The organism is Bacteroides sp. OM05-10AA (genome assembly GCF_003439055.1).
GTDB lineage: Bacteria > Bacteroidota > Bacteroidia > Bacteroidales > Bacteroidaceae > Bacteroides > Bacteroides intestinigallinarum.
Window position 1 is genome coordinate 75539 of record NZ_QSUR01000010.1, and the last position, 19465, is coordinate 95003.

General features: G+C 43.9%; 23 protein-coding genes. 4 read left to right on the forward strand and 19 right to left on the reverse strand.

Annotated elements, in window-relative coordinates:
• Nucleotides 1-60: 60 nt before the first annotated feature.
• Both DXB58_RS09775 and DXB58_RS09780 read right to left on the reverse strand, forming a co-directional pair.
• Complete coding sequence (locus tag DXB58_RS09775; RefSeq protein ID WP_120069922.1) at nucleotides 61-261, reverse strand: winged helix-turn-helix domain-containing protein; 201 nt, start codon at nucleotides 259-261, stop codon at nucleotides 61-63.
• A 153-nt stretch (nucleotides 262-414) separates the two neighbouring features.
• On the reverse strand, nucleotides 415-873 hold the full coding sequence (locus DXB58_RS09780) for a C-GCAxxG-C-C family protein (protein ID WP_004295601.1): 459 nt from the start codon (nucleotides 871-873) through the stop codon (nucleotides 415-417).
• Nucleotides 874-965: 92 nt separating this feature from the next.
• On the opposite strand from DXB58_RS09780, the gene DXB58_RS09785 reads away from it, so the two are divergent.
• Complete coding sequence (locus DXB58_RS09785) at nucleotides 966-1232, forward strand: hypothetical protein (RefSeq protein WP_004295600.1); 267 nt, start codon at nucleotides 966-968, stop codon at nucleotides 1230-1232.
• 11 nt (nucleotides 1233-1243) lie between these two features.
• Complete coding sequence (locus DXB58_RS09790) at nucleotides 1244-1651, forward strand: secondary thiamine-phosphate synthase enzyme YjbQ (RefSeq protein WP_004303566.1); 408 nt, start codon at nucleotides 1244-1246, stop codon at nucleotides 1649-1651.
• Here the strand turns inward: DXB58_RS09790 and DXB58_RS09795 are convergent.
• The 6 genes from DXB58_RS09795 to dnaB all read right to left on the reverse strand — a co-directional run bounded on the left by DXB58_RS09795 (nucleotide 1646) and on the right by dnaB (nucleotide 9117).
• Nucleotides 1646-2407: an exodeoxyribonuclease III gene (locus DXB58_RS09795; protein ID WP_004303567.1), complete on the reverse strand. Its 762-nt coding sequence runs from the start codon at nucleotides 2405-2407 to the stop codon at nucleotides 1646-1648. The genes DXB58_RS09790 and DXB58_RS09795 overlap by 6 nt on opposite strands.
• A gap of 29 nt (nucleotides 2408-2436) precedes the next feature.
• Complete coding sequence (locus tag DXB58_RS09800) at nucleotides 2437-3690, reverse strand: Nramp family divalent metal transporter (RefSeq protein WP_004295597.1); 1254 nt, start codon at nucleotides 3688-3690, stop codon at nucleotides 2437-2439.
• Nucleotides 3691-3889: 199 nt separating this feature from the next.
• On the reverse strand, nucleotides 3890-4135 hold the full coding sequence (locus DXB58_RS09805; RefSeq protein WP_004295596.1) for a TIGR03905 family TSCPD domain-containing protein: 246 nt from the start codon (nucleotides 4133-4135) through the stop codon (nucleotides 3890-3892).
• 9 nt (nucleotides 4136-4144) lie between these two features.
• Entirely contained in the window at nucleotides 4145-4885 is a 741-nt protein-coding gene (locus DXB58_RS09810) for a YebC/PmpR family DNA-binding transcriptional regulator (RefSeq protein WP_004317957.1), read from the reverse strand.
• Nucleotides 4886-4916: 31 nt separating this feature from the next.
• On the reverse strand, nucleotides 4917-7379 hold the full coding sequence (gene pheT / locus DXB58_RS09815; protein ID WP_118029673.1) for a phenylalanine--tRNA ligase subunit beta: 2463 nt from the start codon (nucleotides 7377-7379) through the stop codon (nucleotides 4917-4919).
• Nucleotides 7380-7557: 178 nt separating this feature from the next.
• On the reverse strand, nucleotides 7558-9117 hold the full coding sequence (gene dnaB, locus DXB58_RS09820) for a replicative DNA helicase (protein ID WP_004295592.1): 1560 nt from the start codon (nucleotides 9115-9117) through the stop codon (nucleotides 7558-7560).
• Between the two features lie 238 nt (nucleotides 9118-9355).
• Between dnaB and ispE the strand changes: the two genes are divergently transcribed.
• Complete coding sequence (ispE, locus tag DXB58_RS09825) at nucleotides 9356-10186, forward strand: 4-(cytidine 5'-diphospho)-2-C-methyl-D-erythritol kinase (RefSeq protein WP_004317955.1); 831 nt, start codon at nucleotides 9356-9358, stop codon at nucleotides 10184-10186.
• A gap of 32 nt (nucleotides 10187-10218) precedes the next feature.
• Here ispE and DXB58_RS09830 read toward each other — a convergent pair whose 3' ends face one another.
• The 11 genes from DXB58_RS09830 to DXB58_RS27920 all read right to left on the reverse strand — a co-directional run bounded on the left by DXB58_RS09830 (nucleotide 10219) and on the right by DXB58_RS27920 (nucleotide 18669).
• Entirely contained in the window at nucleotides 10219-10581 is a 363-nt protein-coding gene (locus DXB58_RS09830; protein ID WP_122136662.1) for a type II toxin-antitoxin system HigA family antitoxin, read from the reverse strand.
• Nucleotides 10582-10591: 10 nt separating this feature from the next.
• Complete coding sequence (locus DXB58_RS09835) at nucleotides 10592-10891, reverse strand: type II toxin-antitoxin system HigB family toxin (RefSeq protein ID WP_122136663.1); 300 nt, start codon at nucleotides 10889-10891, stop codon at nucleotides 10592-10594.
• Between the two features lie 323 nt (nucleotides 10892-11214).
• The gene (gene galE, locus DXB58_RS09840; protein WP_004295588.1) at nucleotides 11215-12249 is read right to left on the reverse strand and encodes a UDP-glucose 4-epimerase GalE; all 1035 of its coding nucleotides are present in this window, start codon (nucleotides 12247-12249) and stop codon (nucleotides 11215-11217) included.
• Nucleotides 12250-12473: 224 nt separating this feature from the next.
• Nucleotides 12474-13046 carry an electron transport complex subunit RsxA gene (rsxA, locus tag DXB58_RS09845; RefSeq protein WP_004295587.1) on the reverse strand — a complete coding sequence of 191 codons (573 nt, stop codon included), beginning with the start codon at nucleotides 13044-13046 and terminating at the stop codon, nucleotides 12474-12476.
• A gap of 22 nt (nucleotides 13047-13068) precedes the next feature.
• On the reverse strand, nucleotides 13069-13653 hold the full coding sequence (gene rsxE / locus DXB58_RS09850) for an electron transport complex subunit RsxE (protein WP_004295586.1): 585 nt from the start codon (nucleotides 13651-13653) through the stop codon (nucleotides 13069-13071).
• Nucleotides 13654-13667: 14 nt separating this feature from the next.
• On the reverse strand, nucleotides 13668-14414 hold the full coding sequence (locus tag DXB58_RS09855) for an RnfABCDGE type electron transport complex subunit G (protein ID WP_004309218.1): 747 nt from the start codon (nucleotides 14412-14414) through the stop codon (nucleotides 13668-13670).
• Nucleotides 14411-15403, reverse strand: a complete 993-nt coding sequence (locus DXB58_RS09860; protein WP_122136664.1) for an RnfABCDGE type electron transport complex subunit D — start codon at nucleotides 15401-15403, stop codon at nucleotides 14411-14413. The genes DXB58_RS09855 and DXB58_RS09860 overlap by 4 nt, the downstream gene beginning before the upstream one ends.
• A 5-nt stretch (nucleotides 15404-15408) precedes the next feature.
• Nucleotides 15409-16746: an electron transport complex subunit RsxC gene (rsxC, locus tag DXB58_RS09865; RefSeq protein ID WP_004295583.1), complete on the reverse strand. Its 1338-nt coding sequence runs from the start codon at nucleotides 16744-16746 to the stop codon at nucleotides 15409-15411.
• Between the two features lie 24 nt (nucleotides 16747-16770).
• Complete coding sequence (locus tag DXB58_RS09870) at nucleotides 16771-17724, reverse strand: Fe-S cluster domain-containing protein (protein WP_004295582.1); 954 nt, start codon at nucleotides 17722-17724, stop codon at nucleotides 16771-16773.
• 7 nt (nucleotides 17725-17731) lie between these two features.
• A complete protein-coding gene (locus DXB58_RS09875; RefSeq protein ID WP_004295581.1) occupies nucleotides 17732-18157 on the reverse strand; it encodes a SoxR reducing system RseC family protein in 426 nt (141 codons plus the stop codon).
• A 371-nt stretch (nucleotides 18158-18528) separates the two neighbouring features.
• The gene (locus DXB58_RS27920) at nucleotides 18529-18669 is read right to left on the reverse strand and encodes a hypothetical protein (protein WP_004295577.1); all 141 of its coding nucleotides are present in this window, start codon (nucleotides 18667-18669) and stop codon (nucleotides 18529-18531) included.
• 170 nt (nucleotides 18670-18839) lie between these two features.
• Between DXB58_RS27920 and DXB58_RS09880 the strand changes: the two genes are divergently transcribed.
• On the forward strand, nucleotides 18840-19463 hold the full coding sequence (locus DXB58_RS09880; RefSeq protein ID WP_004303574.1) for a BT4734/BF3469 family protein: 624 nt from the start codon (nucleotides 18840-18842) through the stop codon (nucleotides 19461-19463).
• Nucleotides 19464-19465 lie beyond the last annotated feature (2 nt).

Consider the following 19465-nt stretch of genomic DNA (forward strand, 5'->3'; position numbering starts at 1 on the left):
GTTGATAACATTATGATTATGTACCAACGCATTTTTTTATTGCTTAAGTGAGTTACTCGCTTAGATCAATTTGATGAAGAGTTCACCTTCAACTTCTTCCACAGAGACTTTGTCTTCTCTCAATAACCAGCCAAGGCCGAGGAACAGATCTTTGTCAACCAATTTAGTTGCTTTTTTAAGCTGCTTGGCAGTCATTCCTTCTGTTTCGTTCAGTGTATTCCAGATAGTACCTGCAATTACACCAGCTTTTTCTTTCAACATTTGCTTTGCAATTTTAGTTAGACATGCTTAAAATCATCCGGTCAAAAAGACTTTCAGATTTTATTTCGGGGACAAAGATAGTTATTTTTATGTTATATAACACTTTATTGAGCACTTTTTTATCGTTTTTGTAATAAAAAAGCATTTTTTCTTTCATTTAGGATGCTTTTCGAGATATTCAGACCAAATTCTTGCCGCTTCTTCCACCATTTTAGCGCAAGGACGCTTGCTATAATATTGAGCAGTACGCTCTTCCGGAATCGTTGAAACGGGATCTTTTTTCTTTAATCCCAACAATTCGCCACAAATCAGCGAGCCGTTACGCTTCTTAAATTCAGCTGCCAGTTCTTGCACCACCGCATAATTGGCAGCTTTTCCTTCCCGGTCTGTCGCTTCCGTAGCGCCGGTTTCCAAGCCCGCCACCAAAAACATGCCGCAGGCAGCTCCACACGTTTCACGCATTCGTCCTATCCCCCCGCCAAAGGAAGCACCCATACGCAACGCCTGTTCCTGTGTAAATCCATACATATCCGCAAAGGCCGCTACTACCGACTGTGAACAGTTGTATCCGCTCTTAAAAAGCTCCACTGCTTTCTGTATTCTATCTTCCATAAACTATTTTGCATTTTTATTTCGCACAAAAATATAAAAAAGTATCTTTGCATCAGATAGGGCGTAAAGATTAAAATCAAAAAAAAGAAAATATGAACAAAACTATTTCATATAAAGAATCGACAGCCATTGCCATCCAAGCTATGATAAGCGCAGCCAGAAAGGATGAATATGCTGACAGGAAAAGAAAAAGTGGTTTTCCCCAAAACAGAAAGAAACGTGATGTCACTCTCAAAGATGTACGTGAATGGAACAAGAGAAGAAATTATAAAGAGGATGCAGGAATTGCCGTCAATGCAATGATGGCGTCAGCTATCAACGACCCCTATGTGGACCTGAATCCACCCTCCAAATTCTAAGAGATAAAACAATGGCTACAACATTCGATATTCAACTCCCTCATTACCCGCGTGGATTTCATTTAATCACGCGTGATATCATTTCACAACTACCAGCACTTCCCGAAAGTGGCCTGCTGGTAATCTTTATCAAACACACCTCTGCCGGACTAACTATCAACGAAAATGCAGACCCGGACGTACGGCATGACTTCCAGACATTCTTTAATAAACTGGTTCCCGACGGTGCCCCCTATTTCATCCATACCCTCGAAGGCCCCGACGATATGAGCGCCCATATAAAAGCCTCCCTGATAGGAAGTTCGGTCACTATCCCCATCAAGAATCACCGCCTGAACCTGGGAACATGGCAAGGTGTCTACCTCTGCGAATTTCGCGACGGAGGAGACACCCGTAAATTAAGTATTACTATCCTATAATATTTCCAACGCCATCGGACAATGATCGGAATGTACGGCCTCATTCAGGATATACGCACGTTTCAACAGCGGGCGTACCGGCTCACTAACCATGCAATAGTCAATTCTCCAACCCTTATTTTTGGCACGCGAATTAAAACGATAGCTCCACCAGGTATATTCCTGTTTTTCGGGACAAAGCGTACGGAAAGAATCAACATACCCCGCAGACAGGAAACGTGTCATCCACTCCCGCTCTTCAGGAAGGAAACCACTGTTTGTTGCATTCCGGACAGGATCATGAATGTCGATCGGCTCATGGCAGATATTATAATCGCCACAAAGAATCAAATTGGGACGGGACTTCTGCAACTCCATCACATACTTTTGAAAATCTTCCAGCCACACCATTTTAAAAGCCTGTCGTTCGTCCCCGCTCGTTCCCGAAGGGTGATAAACACTGACCACCGATAAGTCTCCGAAATCCGCCCGGATAAAACGTCCTTCATTATCATAAGCCTCCATTCCCATCCCATATTCCACATGGTCCGGTTCCTGCTTGGTAAGTATGGCCACTCCACTGTATCCTTTCTTCTGCGCCGAATACAAATAAGACTTGTAACCCAACGCTTCAAACACCTCTCCCGGATACTGGTCCGGTTGCAGTTTCGTCTCTTGCAGACAAAGAATATCAGGATTCTCCTGCGCCAGCCATTCCGGCAAACCTTTAGATACGGCGGCACGTAGTCCGTTCACATTATAAGTAATAATCTTCATCGATCTATATGTATTGATTTATATTCATTTTATGAAAACAAAAGCATGATATTCAGTACCGAAACAATAATGGCAATCGAATACAACACAAACGTGCTCCAACGACTGTTGACATAATCTCCCATCACCTTTCGGGAAGACGTCAGTCCCACCTGCAAAAATACCGTGAAAGGTAATTGAATACTAAGTATCATCTGCGAAATAATCAATCCTTTGAAAGGATCTCCAATAAAGAAAATCAGCAATAAGGCAATTCCCAGAGATAAAAGGACTCCTACCTGCGAATGGCTGTCTTTGATATGATACGATTCACCGAAAATACCCGCAAAGATGGAACCTGCCGCCATTCCGCTCGTAATGGTGGATGAAATACCCGCCATCAGCAATGCCAGTGCAAATACGATGGCAGCATTACTTCCCAACAAAGGTTCGAGCAATGACTTAGCCTGTTGCAGTTCCTCTACCTGAATACCGCTTTTAAAGAAAGTAGCGGCAGCCAGAAGAATCATGGCACTGTTAATCGCCCAGCCGACAATCATTGAGAAAAGAGTATCAAACAACTCATATTTCAAGACCTTCTTAATAGAAGCATCATCTTTCTTATTATATTCGTGACTCTGAATCACCTCCGAATGAAGAAACAGATTATGAGGCATCACTACCGCTCCCAACACACTCATGATAATCAGCATACTTCCTTTCGGAAAAGAAGGAGTCACCCACCCTGCTGTCGCAGCCGGCCAGTCTATTTCCACCAGAAACAGTTCGTAGATAAACGAAAGCCCGATAACGGAGACAAATGCAATGATGGAACGCTCTATCTTTTTATACGAATTAGTGAAAAGCATGATAGAGACAAAAAGCGTAGTCAACACAGCTCCCCATATAATAGGAATATCAAAGAGCATTTCCAACGCAATGGCACCTCCCAGAATTTCCGCTAAAGAAGTAGAAATCGACGCCAATACCGCCGTACCAAGAATAGGTCGCGACACCCATTTGGGAGTGTATTTAGTGGCCGCCTCCGAAAGGCAAAGCCCAGTAACGATCCCCAGATGGGCAACATTGTGCTGAAGTACAATCAGCATAATAGTGGACAATGTAACCACCCAAAGTAAGGAATAGCCAAATTCGGAACCGGCGGCGAAGTTAGAAGCCCAGTTTCCCGGATCAATAAATCCTACCGTAACCAGAAGCCCCGGACCAATATATTTAAAAACATCCAGTCCACCCAGATAGCGTTTATGATCTTTGCGTTTTAAGTCTTGAAAAATATTCTTCATTTTTGCATAATAGTTTTAACCTTACAAATATACTTATAAATAACGAGTGAAGGTCAATTTTAGTTCAAAATACCGACAAGTAAGTAAACAACACCCGGATACTCCCCCTCTATGGATTCCCGCAAAAAAAGACCCTCGACAAAATAAATTGCCGAAGGTCTTGAAAAATATCAAATTTTACAAAAATAAAAGAAGTCGATTAATATCCCATCTCATGTAATGCACGACACAATTGGTCAGGACATGAAGTCGGTCTGCCACCACAATGCACTCCTTCAAGTTTTGCAATAACATCCGCTACCTTCATTCCTCTCACAAGGCGGGAAATACCTTGAAGGTTACCATTACATCCTCCCCAGAAAGCAACTTCTTTCACCACTCCATCTTCCACATTCAGTTCGATGTTGGTGCTGCAAGTTCCCTGGGTTCTATACACATATTCCATAACCTTGTCTTATTCTTCCTCTCCCTCTTCCGGCTGCATATTGGTATAAACAGTCTGCACGTCGTCAAATTCTTCCAAACGTTCGATCATCTTATCCAATGTTTCGCGCTGTTCCGGAGTCACCTCTTTCATGTCGTTCGGGATATAAGTGAAGTCTCCACCGACATCTTCAAAGCCACACTCCTCCAGGTGTTTCTGAATAGCGGCATAGCTCTTGGGATTACCATAGATAGTGATTGTTCCTTCTTCATCATCCTCTTCGTATTCATCTTCCACATCATAATCGATCAGATCCAGAATCAGTTCTTCCATATCCAATCCGTCTTTCTTCTTGAAAGTGAATACACATTTGTGGTCGAACAGGAACGCGAGAGATCCCATTGTACCGAGATTACCGCCAAACTTATTAAATACCGAACGAACGTCAGCCACCGTACGGGTTGTGTTATCTGTCAGCGTATCCACAAATACAGCAATACCGTGAGGACCGTATCCTTCGTAAGTCATGCTCTTGTAGTCGCTCTGGTCTTTACCCATTGCGTTTTTGATAGCACGTTCAATATTATCCTTCGGCATATTTTCACGCTTACAAGTAGCGATCACCGAACGCAAAGTCGGGTTATTTTCAGGTTCCGGACCGCCTGCCTTTACAGCTATCGCGATTTGTTTACCCAGTCTTGTAAATGTTTTAGCCATGTGGCCCCATCTTTTCAGTTTAGCGGCCTTTCTATATTCAAATGCTCTTCCCATTGGTTTATATTTTTAGATTGAAATTTTAAGTTTATCTAAGTTTGGCACCCAGCTTATCTTCCAAGTTCTTCACCAGTTTCGACATGATCTTATCAATCATCTTATCATTCAAAGTCTGGCTCTCATCCTGAAGCAGGAAGCTCACCGCATACGACTTCTTGCCTGCTTCCAGATTCTTACCTTCGTACACATCGAAGAGTTCCACTTCTTTCAGCAGCTTCTTCTCTGTTTCGTAAGCAATCTTTTCGATTTCGGCAAACTGCACATTCTTGTCAAGCAACAATGCCAAGTCACGTTTCACAGCAGGGAACTTGGAGATTTCCTTGTAGCTGATCTTCACAGAACGGATAGCTTTCATCAGTTCCTTCCAGTTCAAGTCGGCAAAATACACTTCATTGTCGATATCAAATGCTTTCAACAGCTTCTTAGTCACGATACCGAAGGAAGCAAGACGCTTACCACCCTTCGTATTGATAGAAAGTGCGGCAGCAAAAATATCGTCCGTCAGATTACCGACAACCAGATTGTGCAAATCCAGTCCCAGACGCTTCAATATATTTTCTACATAAGCCTTCAATTCATATACCGAACTGTTCTCATCTGCATGTGCCCATGAATTGGAAACCTTCTTACCGGTTACCCACAAGCCCAAGTGATAATCTTCCGAGTAAGGAGCCAATACCTTCTCTTCATTCTTCTTGTCAGCATCGAAATGATAGCAATTACCGAATTCGAAGAACTTCAAATCAGCATTCTTACGATTTGCATTATGAGCAATACTTTCCAGTCCACCGAACAGCAAAGTCTGACGCATAGCGTTCAAATCCGCACTCAACGGATTCAATAACATCACTAGATGGTTGGACGGATAAGTCTCCATACCATCATAATAAGCAGCACGCGTCAATGAGTTGTTCAGGATCTCATTAAATCCGCAGCCCACCAATTGCTCTGCAATCAAGTTCTGCAATTTATTCGATTTATCATGTTCACCTTTGGTAGTCAGGCTGGAGTTCAGTGTAGTCGGGATTTCAACATTATTATATCCGTAGATACGAAGAATATCTTCAATCACGTCACAATCACGCTGCACGTCTACACGATAAGGAGGAACAGCTAATGTCAGCCCTTCCGCCGTTTCATTAGTGATCTTCATTTCCAGACTAGTCACAATGCTCTTGATTGTCTCTACCGGAATTACTTTTCCTACCAAAGAATGTACTTTCTCATAAGCCAGATCAACTATAAAATCGGGTGCAGGAGTAGTGAACACGTCTTTTATTTCAGAAGAAATCGTACCGCCAGCCAGTTCTTTAACCATCAAAGCAGCCAGTTTCAAGCAATATATCACACTGTTCGGATCGATACCGCGTTCGAAACGGAAAGAAGCATCCGTATTCAAGCCATGACGGCGGGCTGTCTTACGCACCCATGTAGGATGGAAATAAGCACTTTCAATGAATACATCTGTCGTAGCTTCCGTAGAACCGGAGTCCAGTCCGCCGAATACACCGGCAATACACATGGCCTCTTCCTTGTTACAAATCATCAGGTCGCGTTCGTTCAATTTACGTTCCACCTCATCCAGCGTAACGAACGGGGTTCCTTCCGGCATTGTCTTTACAATTACTTCATTGCCTTTTATCTTTCCGGCATCGAAGCAATGCAACGGCTGACCGAAAGCATGAACGATATAATTAGTAATATCCACTACATTATTAATAGGACGCACCCCGATCAGACGCAATTTGTTTTGCAGCCATTCCGGGCTTTCCTTCACAGTGACACCTTTCACCGTAACACCGGCATAATGCGGACAAGCTTCGCTGTTTTCCACCTTCACTTCAATATTCAAGTCATGGTTTTCCACTTTAAAGCCGTCTACCGACGGACGTTGCAAAGTAGCCTGTTTGCCGTTCTGAATCAGATAAGCATACAAGTCACGAGCCACCCCATAGTGAGAGCAAGCATCCGCACGGTTAGGCGTGATGTCCACTTCAAGCACATAGTCGCTCTTGATATTATAATAATCCTTGGCAAGCGTACCCGGAATAGCGTTTTCCGGCAATACGATAATACCTGCATGATCCGTACCGATACCGATTTCGTCTTCAGCACAAATCATACCAGTAGATTCCACCCCACGGATTTTTGATTTCTTGATGGTAAAACATTCGTCACCGTCATAAAGTTTTGTACCTAAAGTAGCTACCACCACTTTCTGTCCGGCAGCCACATTCGGGGCACCACAAACAATCTGTACCGGTTCACCGTCTCCCAGATTGACAGTAGTAATATGCAAATGGTCAGAATTAGGATGTTCCGTGCAGGTCAGCACTTCACCGATCACCAGTCCTTCCAAACCACCTTTAATGGTTTGCACTTCTTCTACACCACCTGTTTCCAAGCCAATAGACGTCAACGCAGCAGCCGTTTCATCGGGCGTCAGGTCGAAGTTGACATACTCTTTCAGCCAGTTATAAGAGATATTCATATATTTAATTTTTTATTGTTTCTCAAAAAGATTTGCAAAGTTAATAAGATTTTTCGGTTGACCGAGAAGGTTAGATAAAAAAGTTTATAGTTGATAGTTACCATGCGGAATAACATACAGATAGAAGAAATGTTGCGCAGAGCATTTTCACTATCAGTTATCAACTATCAACTATTAACTAAAATGGTAACGGTCCATCTCCCGGTGCTCCGAATGGATTCTCCGTCTGCGGTGCAAAATCAGGTGCGGGAGGAGGTATGGAACCAGCATTACCTGTATTCATTTTCGATCCTAACATAGCTCCTGCAGGCTCGCCCGGCATCGGGATCACCATATCGTCCTCCGGATTAGAGAAACGGGTAAACTCACCCTTAAAGCGGAGCAACACCTCGCCTACCGCACCGTTACGATGCTTGGCGATTACAATTTCCGCCATACCGCGCAAGTCATTACCACGATCATCCTGAAATATCTTATAGTATTCCGGACGGTGGATAAAGCACACCATATCGGCATCCTGCTCGATGGCTCCCGATTCACGAAGGTCACTCAACTGCGGTCGTTTACCGTCAATACCTTCACGACTTTCCACACCACGATTCAACTGTGACAGTGCGATAATCGGAATACTCAACTCCTTCGCCAATCCTTTCAACGAACGGGAAATGGTACTAACCTCTTCCTGACGGCTACCAAACGCCATCCCACTCGCATTCATCAACTGAAGGTAGTCAATGATGATGATTCGCACCCCATGTTCGCGTACCAGACGGCGCGCTTTGGTTCGAAGTTCAAACACAGACAGAGACGGCGTATCATCCACGTAAAGCGGTGCATCCATCAGATTCTTCAGTTTATAGTCCAGTTGTTGCCATTCATAATTTGCCAACTGCCCGCTTTTGATTTTCTCGCTCGGAATCTCGCAGACATTCGCAATCAAACGGTTCACCAACTGAACGTTACTCATTTCAAGAGAGAACAACGCCACCGGGTTCCGGTAATCCACCGCAATATTCTTAGCCATTGAAAGAACGAAAGCAGTCTTACCCATAGCAGGACGGGCAGCTATAATAATAAGGTCGGAATTCTGCCAACCCGAAGTCATCTTATCAAGTTTCGTGAAACCACTCTCCAGACCACTCAAACCATCGGTTCGAGCCGCAGCTTTCTGAATTAGTTTATAGGCTTCGTCAATCACCGGATTGATCTGCGTATAATCTTTTTTCATATTCTGCTGTGAGATCTCAAAAAGCTTACCTTCCGCTTCCTGCATCAAGTCGTCCACATCCAGCGTTTCATCGAACGCTTTACTCTGAATATTGCTCGTAAACGTTATCAGCTCACGCGCCAGCGATTTCTGTGCAATAATACGGGCATGGTATTCAATATGTGCGGATGAAGCCACCTTACTACTCAATTGAGTAATATAGAAGGGGCCTCCCACCTCTTCCAAGTCTCCGCGTTTACTAAGTTGTTCCTTTACAGTCAGAATATCCACCGGTTTCTGGTTCACCGCAAGATCGACGATAGCAGAATAAATCAACTGATGCCGGCGTTCGTAAAAAGATTCGGGACGAAGAATTTCACTCACCAATGAATAAGCGTCCTTTTCAATCATTAAAGCTCCCAAAACTGCTTCTTCCAGTTCAGGCGCCTGCGGCTGAATACGACCATAATCATTTACCGGTTGTATTTTAGTAGACTTTGAATTGCGGGTATTTCTTTTCTGTTCGGCCATCGAGATATTTACTATTTTACGATTTACTATTTATTATTTTACGACTGGACAGACTCTATTATCACATTTATCACGGAATTCTTCCAGTCGAGACGACAAAGATAGAATATAATCACGAAGAATGAATAAGGAAAAATGAAGATTTTAGTAACTTTGCTCCCGATTCACATTATCCAGCTATGATTAATTGTAATGTGAAGCACTGTAAATAGTAAATAGTAAAATAGTAAATAGAAATATGATTGCTTTTCCCAATATCAAAATAAACCTGGGACTTTCCATCACGGAAAAACGCCCGGACGGATACCACAATCTGGAAACAGTTTTCTATCCGGTGGCTCTGGAAGACGCACTGGAAATCCGTACCTCCCCTAACGCTGACCGAAAATTCACTCTCCACCAACATGGAATGGAAATAGCCGGTAACCCTGAAGACAATCTGGTAGTAAAAGCCTATTTATTGATGGATAAGGAATTTCATCTCCCTCCTATCGAAATCCACTTATACAAGCACATCCCTTCAGGAGCCGGACTGGGAGGAGGATCATCGGATGCCGCTTTCATGCTAAAGTTGCTCAACGATCATTATCAGCTGGGAGTATCCGAAGAACAATTGGAAGTATACGCTGCCACTTTGGGAGCAGACTGCGCTTTCTTTATCAAAAACAGACCGATATTTGCCGAGGGAATTGGAAACATCTTCTCCCCGGTCGAACTTTCATTAAACGGCTACCAAATCATGATTATAAAACCGAATGTTTTTGTTTCCACCCGGGAAGCCTTTTCAAACATTCATCCCCATCGTCCGAAATATCCGGTTAGGGAGGCAATCCAGCGTCCTGTACAAGAATGGAAGGATACGTTAATCAATGATTTCGAAGCAAGTGTATTCCCGCAACATCCCGTCATTGGAGAAATCAAAGAAGAACTCTATCATCAAGGAGCAATCTACGCATCCATGAGCGGCTCCGGCTCATCCGTATTCGGGCTGTTTGCTCCCGGATTCGTCTTACCGGAAATTGATTGGGGAACTGACGTATTCTGCTTCAAAGGTACATTAAACAAATAAATCTCACTAACAATTATGTTTTGACTATTTTTTCAAAATCCCAACATGGCAGCGGGGTGTATATTGAGTACCCGGCAAAGCAAGCGAGCTATTTTTAAAGTAGGTTCCGAGCGACCCGAAATATAATCATTCACGCGTGAAGGGCTAACCCCTATTTCACTGGCAAGCTGTTTTTGTGTCATCCCCTTTTCTTCAAGGGACAATTCTATCAATTCTGCTACGGTTGGTTTTTCTAGAGGAAAATGTTCCTTCTCATACGCAATCACTATATCAGACATAACAGAAAGCTCCACCATGCTCTTGTCATTTGCAGGAGTGCTGTCGTCCACCAAAGGCAGAAGTTCTTCGACTCTTGCCAATGCAAATTCGTATTGTTCTTTCGTTATTTTAGTCATATCTATTATATTATATAGTTGAACAATCTATTTTATCATACTCTTTATGAGTTCCCACCCAACGGACAAAAATGTATCCCACCGTAAATTTAACAACCACTACCAGCCAATAGTTGTTCCCTCTGATATTAAAAACATAGTGTTGATTGCCCACATAATCAGTCGATAGAAAATCCGCTTTTATATCAGACAAATTCCGCCATTCTGCTTTTTCCGCTATATCATACCAACGTTCTAAAGCAACACGTGAATCTTCACACCCTTTCGTCTCGTAGAAATCTTTCAATTTCTTATGTGATACTACTCTCATATCTTATTCATTTGATACAAAATTACAAAATAATTTTGGATAACAAAAGAATTAGTGCTAAATATTTTATAAAACAGAACATCCATGCTGGGCGTACCAAAAAACGGTACCACGACTCACGTCGTAGTACCGTCACAACACAAACACAAAATAAAACACGACAAAACTACTATGCAATCTTTCCTGTCTATGCCGGGGAGGCATAAGTACTATCTACGTATATTCGCATACTCATAAACAGCTTCAGGTCGATTAGCATCAATTAAACAAATCGCATGCACGATTTGTTTAAACTTTTATGTTATTTAAAACAAGTTTCTCTTTTATTGAATCCCTCTTTCACGGAGTTTCAGCTGCCAGTTCCATGCAGAGCGTAAAGTATCTTCTAAAGTTTCTACGGCTTTCCAACCCAACTCTTTATTAGCAAAATCCGGGTTAGCCCAAACTTTTTCAATGTCACCTGCACGACGTCCGACAATCTGATAATTCAATTTTACGCCAGTGGCTTTTTCAAAGCCATTTATTAATTCCAATACAGAAACACCACGTCCTGTACCAATATTAAATACTTCTACTTTTTCTTTTTGTTTCTTTTCCAAGATACGACGGATAGCAATCACGTGTGCTTTAGCCAAGTCAACGACATTGATAAAGTCACGGATACAAGAACCGTCCGGTGTATCATAATCGTCACCAAACACGCTAAGTTTCTCACGGATACCGATGGCTGTCTGGGTCAGATATGGAATCAGGTTTTGAGGAACCCCGTTAGGCAGTTCACCCAGCAATGCAGTAGGATGCGCGCCAATCGGGTTGAAATAGCGCAACATGATCGCATTGATCGGAGCACCTGAAGCTACCGTATCACGAATAATCTCTTCATTGATCTGTTTGGTATTTCCATAAGGTGATTCCGCTTTCTTAATCGGAGCCTTTTCCGTTACCGGCAGCTCGTCCGGCTGACCGTATACTGTACAAGAAGAAGAGAACACAATACCTTCTACTCCATGTTTTGGCATCAGTTCGAGAAGGTTAATCAAAGAAACCAGGTTATTACGGTAGTAAAGCAACGGTTTTTGTACCGACTCTCCTACTGCTTTGCTAGCTGCAAAGTGAATGATTGCCTTAATTCCTTTATATTTTGCAAATACTGCATCCAGACCGGCAAAGTCCAAACAGTCCAGCTTTTCAAAAACTGGGCGAATACCGGAAACTTTCTCTATATTGTCAACAACGTCGGCACTTGAATTTGATAAATTATCGATGATGATTACTTCATATCCACTGTTTTGTAGTTCTACAACAGTATGAGACCCAATGTATCCTGTCCCGCCTGTTACTAAAATTCTTTCTTTCATATACTTTATAAAAAATGGTTAGTTTCTCGGCTTATTATTGTTTGAGTTACAAATGTATGGAAATAAAATGGAATTGCAATAATCTGCCACAAATTTATTTGCTGAAAAGTAATTAAGGTACGATTTGGTAGCATTTAGGTATAAAAAAGAATTGGAAACTCTAACCTGTATGTCGCCACACAGCAGAGCTTCCAATCCCCTATTTAATCATCAACTGTAAATCCTTACACCACGCCGGAGAATCCCATGAATGCCATAGCAAGCAAACCGGCGGTAATCAAAGCAATCGGAGTTCCTTGCATTCCTTTCGGAATTTTCACAAGGCTCATCTGTTCGCGCAATCCGGCAAAAAGCACCAGTGCCAGACCGAAGCCGATAGCCGTAGAAAACGCGTACACAACACCTGTCAGCAGGTCATAGTCTTTCTGAATCACCAGGATAGCGACACCAAGAATACAACAGTTCGTTGTAATCAGCGGCAAGAACACACCCAAAGCCTGATACAGGGCCGGAGATACCTTTTTCAGGATGATTTCCACCATCTGCACCAATCCGGCAATCACCAGGATGAATGTAATCGTCTGCAAGTATCCCAGTCCGAAAACATCCAGTACAAACTTCTGAATCAGGAAAGTGACGATGGTAGCGATGGTCAACACGAAAGCAACCGCAGCGCTCATACCCATCGCAGTTTCCACCTTCTTGGATACGCCCAGGAACGGACAGATACCCAGGAACTGCGACAACACGATGTTGTTTACAAAGATTGCCGAAATAAATATCAATATATATTCCATATTCTTTTCTTATTTAATTGAATTAGGCTTTCTTGAAACTGTTAATCAACGCAATGAGGTATCCCAAAGCGATGAAAGCGCCCGGAGCCAATACAAACACCAACATTCCATATTCTTCCGGCATGATGGTCAAATCGAAGATTTTACCGGTTCCCAAAAACTCGCGGACAGCACCCAGCAAAGTCAGGGCGATGGTAAAGCCAAGCCCCATACCGATACCGTCGAACATAGAAGCAACTGCGTTATTCTTGGCAGCGAAGGCTTCGGCACGTCCCAGTACAATACAGTTCACTACAATCAACGGAATGAAAAGACCGAGTGTAGCATACAGTCCCGGCACGTAAGCCTGCATCACCATTTGAAGCAAGGTCACGAAGGATGCGATCACCACAATAAACGATGGGATACGCACCATGTCCGGAATCAGGTTCTTTATTAAAGAGATCACCACATTCGAGCAGATCAATACGAACATGGTAGCCAGTCCCATACCCATACCATTGATAGCCGATGATGTAGTACCCAATGTAGGACACATACCGAGCAGGAGTACAAACGTAGGATTCTCTTTGATAATCCCGTTCATCATTACTTTAAAGTTATTCATATCTGTCTCCTTTCTTATTTAGCACTGACTGAATCAGTTAGTTCAACTTTGATCGTAGCTCCCGTAGCAGCGTCAGCAGCATCTGCGTCCGCGCCTTTCGCTTTTTGAGAAGCACCGGTTACACCATTCACTTCCCCGCCTTCGGCCTTATAGGCCTGATAAGCAGCATTCACGGCATTCAAGAAAGCGCGTGAAGTAATGGTAGAAGCTGTGATGGCATCCACCGCTCCCCCATCTTTGCTGACGGTCAACGGAGCTTCACCCGGATTCATACCCAAAATAGATTTCGTACTCTCTTCGTGAGATACTGCCTTTTCTCCTTTCGCAGGATCATACGCTCCGAACCATTTGTCGGCTTTAGAGCCCAATCCCGGAGTTTCCGTGTGAGCCAACAGAGAGTAGTTATAGATTTTTCCTTCGGCATTAAAGCCTACCAGCACTTTCAGTTCACCGCCAAATCCCATTGATTTAGCTTCGACAGCGGTTCCTACAAGTTCTTCACCGTTCTTAGCCGGATAAACGATAAAGTCAACATTCTTCTTTCCGTCTTTCTCACTGAAGATCGTATCGCTTTCCGCTACCGGATTATTGGTAAATTCGGGAAGAACCTTTTTCAAGGCCTCGTTCAGTGTCTTCGCGTTCGCTTCGGCAATGGGGCCTTTTGTCAGTTCATTTACATAAGCCAGCAACGCAACGGAAATAGCAGTCACTCCCGTAAGTACCAGCAACATATTCTTTAAAGATGATTCTAACTTTTTCATTTCTTCTTCGCTACCTCCCCAAAGCGTTTTGGTTTACAATAGGTGTTAATCAGCGGAGTGAACGCATTCATAATCAGGATGGCGAACGACATACCTTCGGGATAGGCGCCGAACAGACGGATAACTACCGTCAGCAGACCGATACATACACCATAGATCAGCATCCCTTTCTTACTCATCGGAGAAGTCACATAGTCGGTTGCCATAAAAACAGCACCCAGCATCAGACCACCGGAAAGCAACTGCAATACCGGAGAAACGTATTTTTCCGGATCTGCCAGGTGCATGATGCCTGCAAAGACAAACACAGTAGCCAGGATAGACACAGGAATATGCCAGGTGATGATTTTCTTCCAGAGCATATAAACGAGTCCGATCAGCAGAGCCAGTGCACTCACTTCACCCAAGCATCCGCCATTCTGTCCGATCAGCAAGGTCAATGCGTCCGGAATCTGGCTTAAAGCGGCAGTGTCACCGTAAATGGCTTGCTTCATCAAGGCCAGCGGAGTGGCACCGGTGGTAGCATCCGTATAAGCGGTCAACTGTCCGACTACCGGCCAGCTGGTCATCTGCACCGGGAAAGAAAGCAGCAGGAATACGCGGCCTGCCAATGCCGGGTTGAAAGGATTGCAGCCTAATCCGCCGAAAGACATCTTACCTACACCGATAGCAAACAGTGCACCGAGGATGATAATCCAGATAGGCAGGTTAGACGGTAAATTAAATGCCAGCAACACACCTGTGATGATGGCAGAGCCGTCGCAGATGGTGGTGGCCGGTTTCTTCATTAAATATTTTCCGATCGCCCATTCGAAGAACAAACAAGCCGCAACGGAAGTAGCCGTGACAATCAGGGCACCCAGTCCGAAGAAATAGAGAGACACCAGAAAAGCCGGAATCAGTGCAATCAGCACGCCATACATATTTTTCTGTACGCTGTCTCCGCCATGAACGTGGGGCGATAGTGATACGATTAATTTATTTTCCATATTCGTTATTTTTTAGCTTGACGTGCACGAATCATAGCTCCCACTTTGCCTTTACCCAGACGACAATAGTCGAGCAGCGGACGGTTGGCAGGACAAGTGAACTGGCAAGAGCCGCACTCGATGCAATCCATGATTCTTTCTTTTTCCATTGTTTCAAAATCTCCGTTTTCGGACAAAGCTCCGAGCAAGTACGGTTCCAGTCCCATCGGACAGGCACTCACGCACTTCGCGCAACGGATACAGGTTTGAGCTTCACCACGTTTGGCTTCCTTCCGGTTCATAATCAGGATGCCGGAACTGCCCTTCGCAGTAGGAACCTCGATATTTACGAGCGCCTTACCCATCATCGGACCGCCACCGATCACCTTACCCGTATCTTCGGGCAGACCACCGCAAGCGTCAATCAACTGTTTCATCGGTGTACCGATACGGGCCAGGAAGTTGGACGGCTTCGCAACCGACTTTCCCGTCACGGTAATCACCCGTTCAAACAACGGTTTATTCTTCTGCACAGCTTCATAAACGGCAAACGCCGTTCCCACGTTCTGCACGACTGCTCCCGTAGAGATAGGCAACGCACCGCTCGCCACCTGACGTTTGGTGATCGCATCGATCAGCTGCTTTTCACCTCCTTGCGGATATTTCACCTTCAAGGGAACGACTTCGATGCCTGCATAGCTGGAAGCTACTTTAGTCATCAGTTCGATAGCATCGGGCTTATTATTTTCGATTCCGATAAATGCCTTGTTCACTTTCACTGCTTTCATCAGGATGGAAACACCTACCATGATTTCTTCCGCGTGTTCCAGCATCAGCTGATGGTCGGCAGTCAAATAAGGTTCACATTCTACGGCATTGATAATCACACATTCAGCTTTAAAAGAAGGAGGAGGACAAAGTTTCACCTGTGTAGGGAAACAAGCACCACCCAGACCAACGATTCCGGCATCGGCAATTTTCTTCACGATCTCTTCTGCCGGAAGTTCACATTCCTTCACCAGTGTGGCGCTACGGTCGATTGTTTCTTCCCATTCGTCGCCTTCCACATCGATAAAGATAGCAGGTTTCGCATAACCGCTGGCATCGACAATAGTATCAATCTTCGCCACTTTACCACTGACCGAAGAGTGAATTGCTGCCGAAACAAAGCCGGCAGGTTCAGCAATTTTAGTGCCTACCTTTACCACATCCCCTTTCGCTACAACCGGTTTTGCAGGCGCACCAATGTGCTGCCCCAGCAAAATAACAGCCTTTGCAGGAACTTCCGCTGTGATAATAGGTTGATGTGCCGACAATTTATTTTCGTGTGGATGAACTCCACCAATTGAAAATGTCTTTAACATACAGTTCTGTATTTTATTCTGTTATTATTCTGTTACTTTCGGAGCTTCTGTAGCCTTTTCAGCAGGAGTTTCCACTTTTGCCGCCGGTGCAGGAGTTTCCACCGCTTCTTTAGAAACAGCAGCCGGTTTTGGAGCAGCCGGAGCTTCTTCTTTCGGTTTCCTCGGCGGGAAATTCAATTCGATAATGGTATTCTGCGGACAGACTTCCACACATTTCCGGCAAGATTTACACTTGTGCGGATCGATGTAAGCCAAGTTGTTCTCCAACGTGATAGCTTCGAACGGACAAGTCTTCACGCATTTGCCACAGCCGATACAACTCACCGTACAAGCCTTGCGTGCCACAGCTCCCTTGTCTTTATTCACACAAGAGATATACACACGGCGTGATTTCTTTCCTTGCGGACGGATTTCGATGATCGCCTTCGGACAAGCCTTCACACAGGCACCGCAAGCGGTACATTTCGCTTCATCCACTTCCGGAAGTCCTGTTTCAGGATTCATGTGGATGGCATCGAACTGGCAGGCAGCCACACAGTCACCACACCCCAGACATCCGTAACTACAACCCGTTTCCCCACCATAGAGCGAAGCGGCAATAGCGCAACTCTTCGCACCGTCGTACTGATTAATACGCGGACGATTCATACACGTTCCGTTACATCTTACCACTGCTACCATCGGTTCAGCTTCTCCGGCTGCAAGCCCTAGGATATCAGCAATTTGTGCCATGACAGGCTGTCCGCCTACGGGGCAGAATTTACCATCCAGCGAACCGGCTTTGACGCAAGCGTCGGCAAAGCCGCTACAACCGGGATAGCCACATCCACCACAATTAGCCTGGGGAAGCACTTCTCCCACCTGGGCAATCCGCGGGTCTTCATACACGGCAAATTTCTTGGAAGCCACATAAAGAATAGCGGCCAGCACGAGCGCTATAGCTCCCAATGAAATCACTGCAATCAGAATCAAATTCATAATGTTTTTAGTTATTTATTGGTTTTATAGTAAATGAAAATTGTTGTTTGAGTCGCGTTTTGTTAAGCCATAAAACGAAATAATAAGGTATAAGGACAGCCAGAGAAAGAAGAGCCGCATACAGTTCATTCTCTACCAATGCCATCAAAAGAAACAACGAAAATATAAGAAGTACGAAAGGAAGTACGAAAGCCAACAATACCGCCATCATGCCCATCGACGTTTCGCCGACCACCATCACCTTCTCTCCCACCTGATAGGAAGAAGCTGCGGTATCTATGATATCTATGATTTTGTCCTTACTATCCGCCGAGGAACAATGCCCCTTTGCGCTACATGCCGCACAAGCCGATGTCTGGACAATCCTCACCGACAGATGAGAACCCTGTATGTTTTCCACAATACCTAGATGCTTTATAGTATTATTCGTCATTTTGCAAACTCCGCATTACAAATCGCGGCAAATTTAATCATTATTTGTGAACTACGAAGCATTCCTCAAACTTTTTCTACCTAATAAAATGTTATTTTTTGTGTTTTCGTTATCGCACACGGAAAAGGTATGGCTACCATTTGATATTTCCCAAGAATGACAAATAGACATCCTAAACAAAAAAATCCCGGCCTTTTTATTTATTCAGCCGGGATTTTCTATCAATTATTTCACGGATTACTCCACTATCCTCTTCTTGTAGTAGCGCAGATACATTCTCACCAACGTATTCAAAATCAGTTCAATCTCCTCTTCGTTGTAGGCATTCAAACAGAGATTCATTACTTTTATATAATCGTTCAATGGGAGATTTAGCCCTTTTTTATGCCATTCAAAACATCATGTCCCATACCCAGGGTCTCGCATACATACTCATTTTTCAATTTCGCACGTTTAAGCAACTCATTAATATAAGCTCCCAAATCACTGCAACAAACCGTTTTCTTTTTCATCTTTGTTTTTTGTTGTTAAATACACACTTTAATAATTAATTATTTTAACTTTTATCCTCACATATCAGGGTAGAGTCTATTTTGTTATTACTACCTTCATGCCGTGTTTTTGAAACACACTCATATTTTTTGCAAAAATAAACATTTTAACTTATAACAAAAAGAAAATGATGTCAAACAACTACAGAATGTCCTATTTTATGCCACCTATCGCTCCCATCAAAGACAAACAAGGCCGACTGATGACTCCTCCCACGCTTATCCCCTTCTGCGAAGTCTCCATCGAACAAGTTTTCCAAATGATTACTTGCAATGAGAATCTCAAAACCCTGACCGCACAAGTACGGAATGCCACAGATATACGAGCCGCCAAAGCATCATTGCTTCCGTATGTGACCCCTTGCGGCACATTCACCCGCCGTAGCTGTAAGGATTTCGTCTCCCCGTCTCATCTGGTGATAGTAGATGTGGACGGTCTCCACTCTTATCAGGAAGCAGTAGAAATGCGACGTATGCTCTATGACGATCCTCTCCTACAACCTGTACTCACCTTTATCAGCCCCAGCGGACTGGGTGTAAAGGCATTTGTTCCTTGCCATTATTCCTCCACGACAAATGATACAAAAAATATCACAGAAAACATGAGTTGGGCGATGCGGTACGTAGAGACGGCATACAATACGGTAACAGCGGTTTCTTCCGAAACGAAATCCAAAGTAGATTTCTCCGGCAAAGACCTCGTGAGATCCTGTTTCCTTAGTTACGACCCGGAAGCATTGTTCAGAACCAAGTAAAC

What these genes read in the sequence shown, in the direction of transcription:
- DXB58_RS09835 (WP_122136663.1), bottom strand. Translation starts at nt 10,891, where the DNA reads ATGAGAGTAGTATCACATAAGAAATTGAAAGATTTCTACGAGACGAAA.
- DXB58_RS09860 (WP_122136664.1), bottom strand. Translation starts at nt 15,403, where the DNA reads ATGGAAAATAAATTAATCGTATCACTATCGCCCCACGTTCATGGCGGA.
- DXB58_RS09805 (WP_004295596.1), bottom strand. Translation starts at nt 4,135, where the DNA reads ATGGAATATGTGTATAGAACCCAGGGAACTTGCAGCACCAACATCGAA.
- ispE (WP_004317955.1), top strand. Translation starts at nt 9,356, where the DNA reads ATGATTGCTTTTCCCAATATCAAAATAAACCTGGGACTTTCCATCACG.
- DXB58_RS09800 (WP_004295597.1), bottom strand. Translation starts at nt 3,690, where the DNA reads ATGAAGAATATTTTTCAAGACTTAAAACGCAAAGATCATAAACGCTAT.
- DXB58_RS09780 (WP_004295601.1), bottom strand. Translation starts at nt 873, where the DNA reads ATGGAAGATAGAATACAGAAAGCAGTGGAGCTTTTTAAGAGCGGATAC.
- DXB58_RS09785 (WP_004295600.1), top strand. Translation starts at nt 966, where the DNA reads ATGAACAAAACTATTTCATATAAAGAATCGACAGCCATTGCCATCCAA.
- DXB58_RS09875 (WP_004295581.1), bottom strand. Translation starts at nt 18,157, where the DNA reads ATGACGAATAATACTATAAAGCATCTAGGTATTGTGGAAAACATACAG.
- DXB58_RS09830 (WP_122136662.1), bottom strand. Translation starts at nt 10,581, where the DNA reads ATGACTAAAATAACGAAAGAACAATACGAATTTGCATTGGCAAGAGTC.
- dnaB (WP_004295592.1), bottom strand. Translation starts at nt 9,117, where the DNA reads ATGGCCGAACAGAAAAGAAATACCCGCAATTCAAAGTCTACTAAAATA.
- DXB58_RS09790 (WP_004303566.1), top strand. Translation starts at nt 1,244, where the DNA reads ATGGCTACAACATTCGATATTCAACTCCCTCATTACCCGCGTGGATTT.
- DXB58_RS09870 (WP_004295582.1), bottom strand. Translation starts at nt 17,724, where the DNA reads ATGAATTTGATTCTGATTGCAGTGATTTCATTGGGAGCTATAGCGCTC.
- DXB58_RS09795 (WP_004303567.1), bottom strand. Translation starts at nt 2,407, where the DNA reads ATGAAGATTATTACTTATAATGTGAACGGACTACGTGCCGCCGTATCT.
- DXB58_RS09880 (WP_004303574.1), top strand. Translation starts at nt 18,840, where the DNA reads ATGTCAAACAACTACAGAATGTCCTATTTTATGCCACCTATCGCTCCC.
- rsxE (WP_004295586.1), bottom strand. Translation starts at nt 13,653, where the DNA reads ATGAATAACTTTAAAGTAATGATGAACGGGATTATCAAAGAGAATCCT.
- rsxA (WP_004295587.1), bottom strand. Translation starts at nt 13,046, where the DNA reads ATGGAATATATATTGATATTTATTTCGGCAATCTTTGTAAACAACATC.
- DXB58_RS09810 (WP_004317957.1), bottom strand. Translation starts at nt 4,885, where the DNA reads ATGGGAAGAGCATTTGAATATAGAAAGGCCGCTAAACTGAAAAGATGG.
- rsxC (WP_004295583.1), bottom strand. Translation starts at nt 16,746, where the DNA reads ATGTTAAAGACATTTTCAATTGGTGGAGTTCATCCACACGAAAATAAA.
- DXB58_RS09775 (WP_120069922.1), bottom strand. Translation starts at nt 261, where the DNA reads ATGTTGAAAGAAAAAGCTGGTGTAATTGCAGGTACTATCTGGAATACA.
- DXB58_RS27920 (WP_004295577.1), bottom strand. Translation starts at nt 18,669, where the DNA reads ATGAAAAAGAAAACGGTTTGTTGCAGTGATTTGGGAGCTTATATTAAT.
- pheT (WP_118029673.1), bottom strand. Translation starts at nt 7,379, where the DNA reads ATGAATATCTCTTATAACTGGCTGAAAGAGTATGTCAACTTCGACCTG.
- galE (WP_004295588.1), bottom strand. Translation starts at nt 12,249, where the DNA reads ATGAAAGAAAGAATTTTAGTAACAGGCGGGACAGGATACATTGGGTCT.
- DXB58_RS09855 (WP_004309218.1), bottom strand. Translation starts at nt 14,414, where the DNA reads ATGAAAAAGTTAGAATCATCTTTAAAGAATATGTTGCTGGTACTTACG.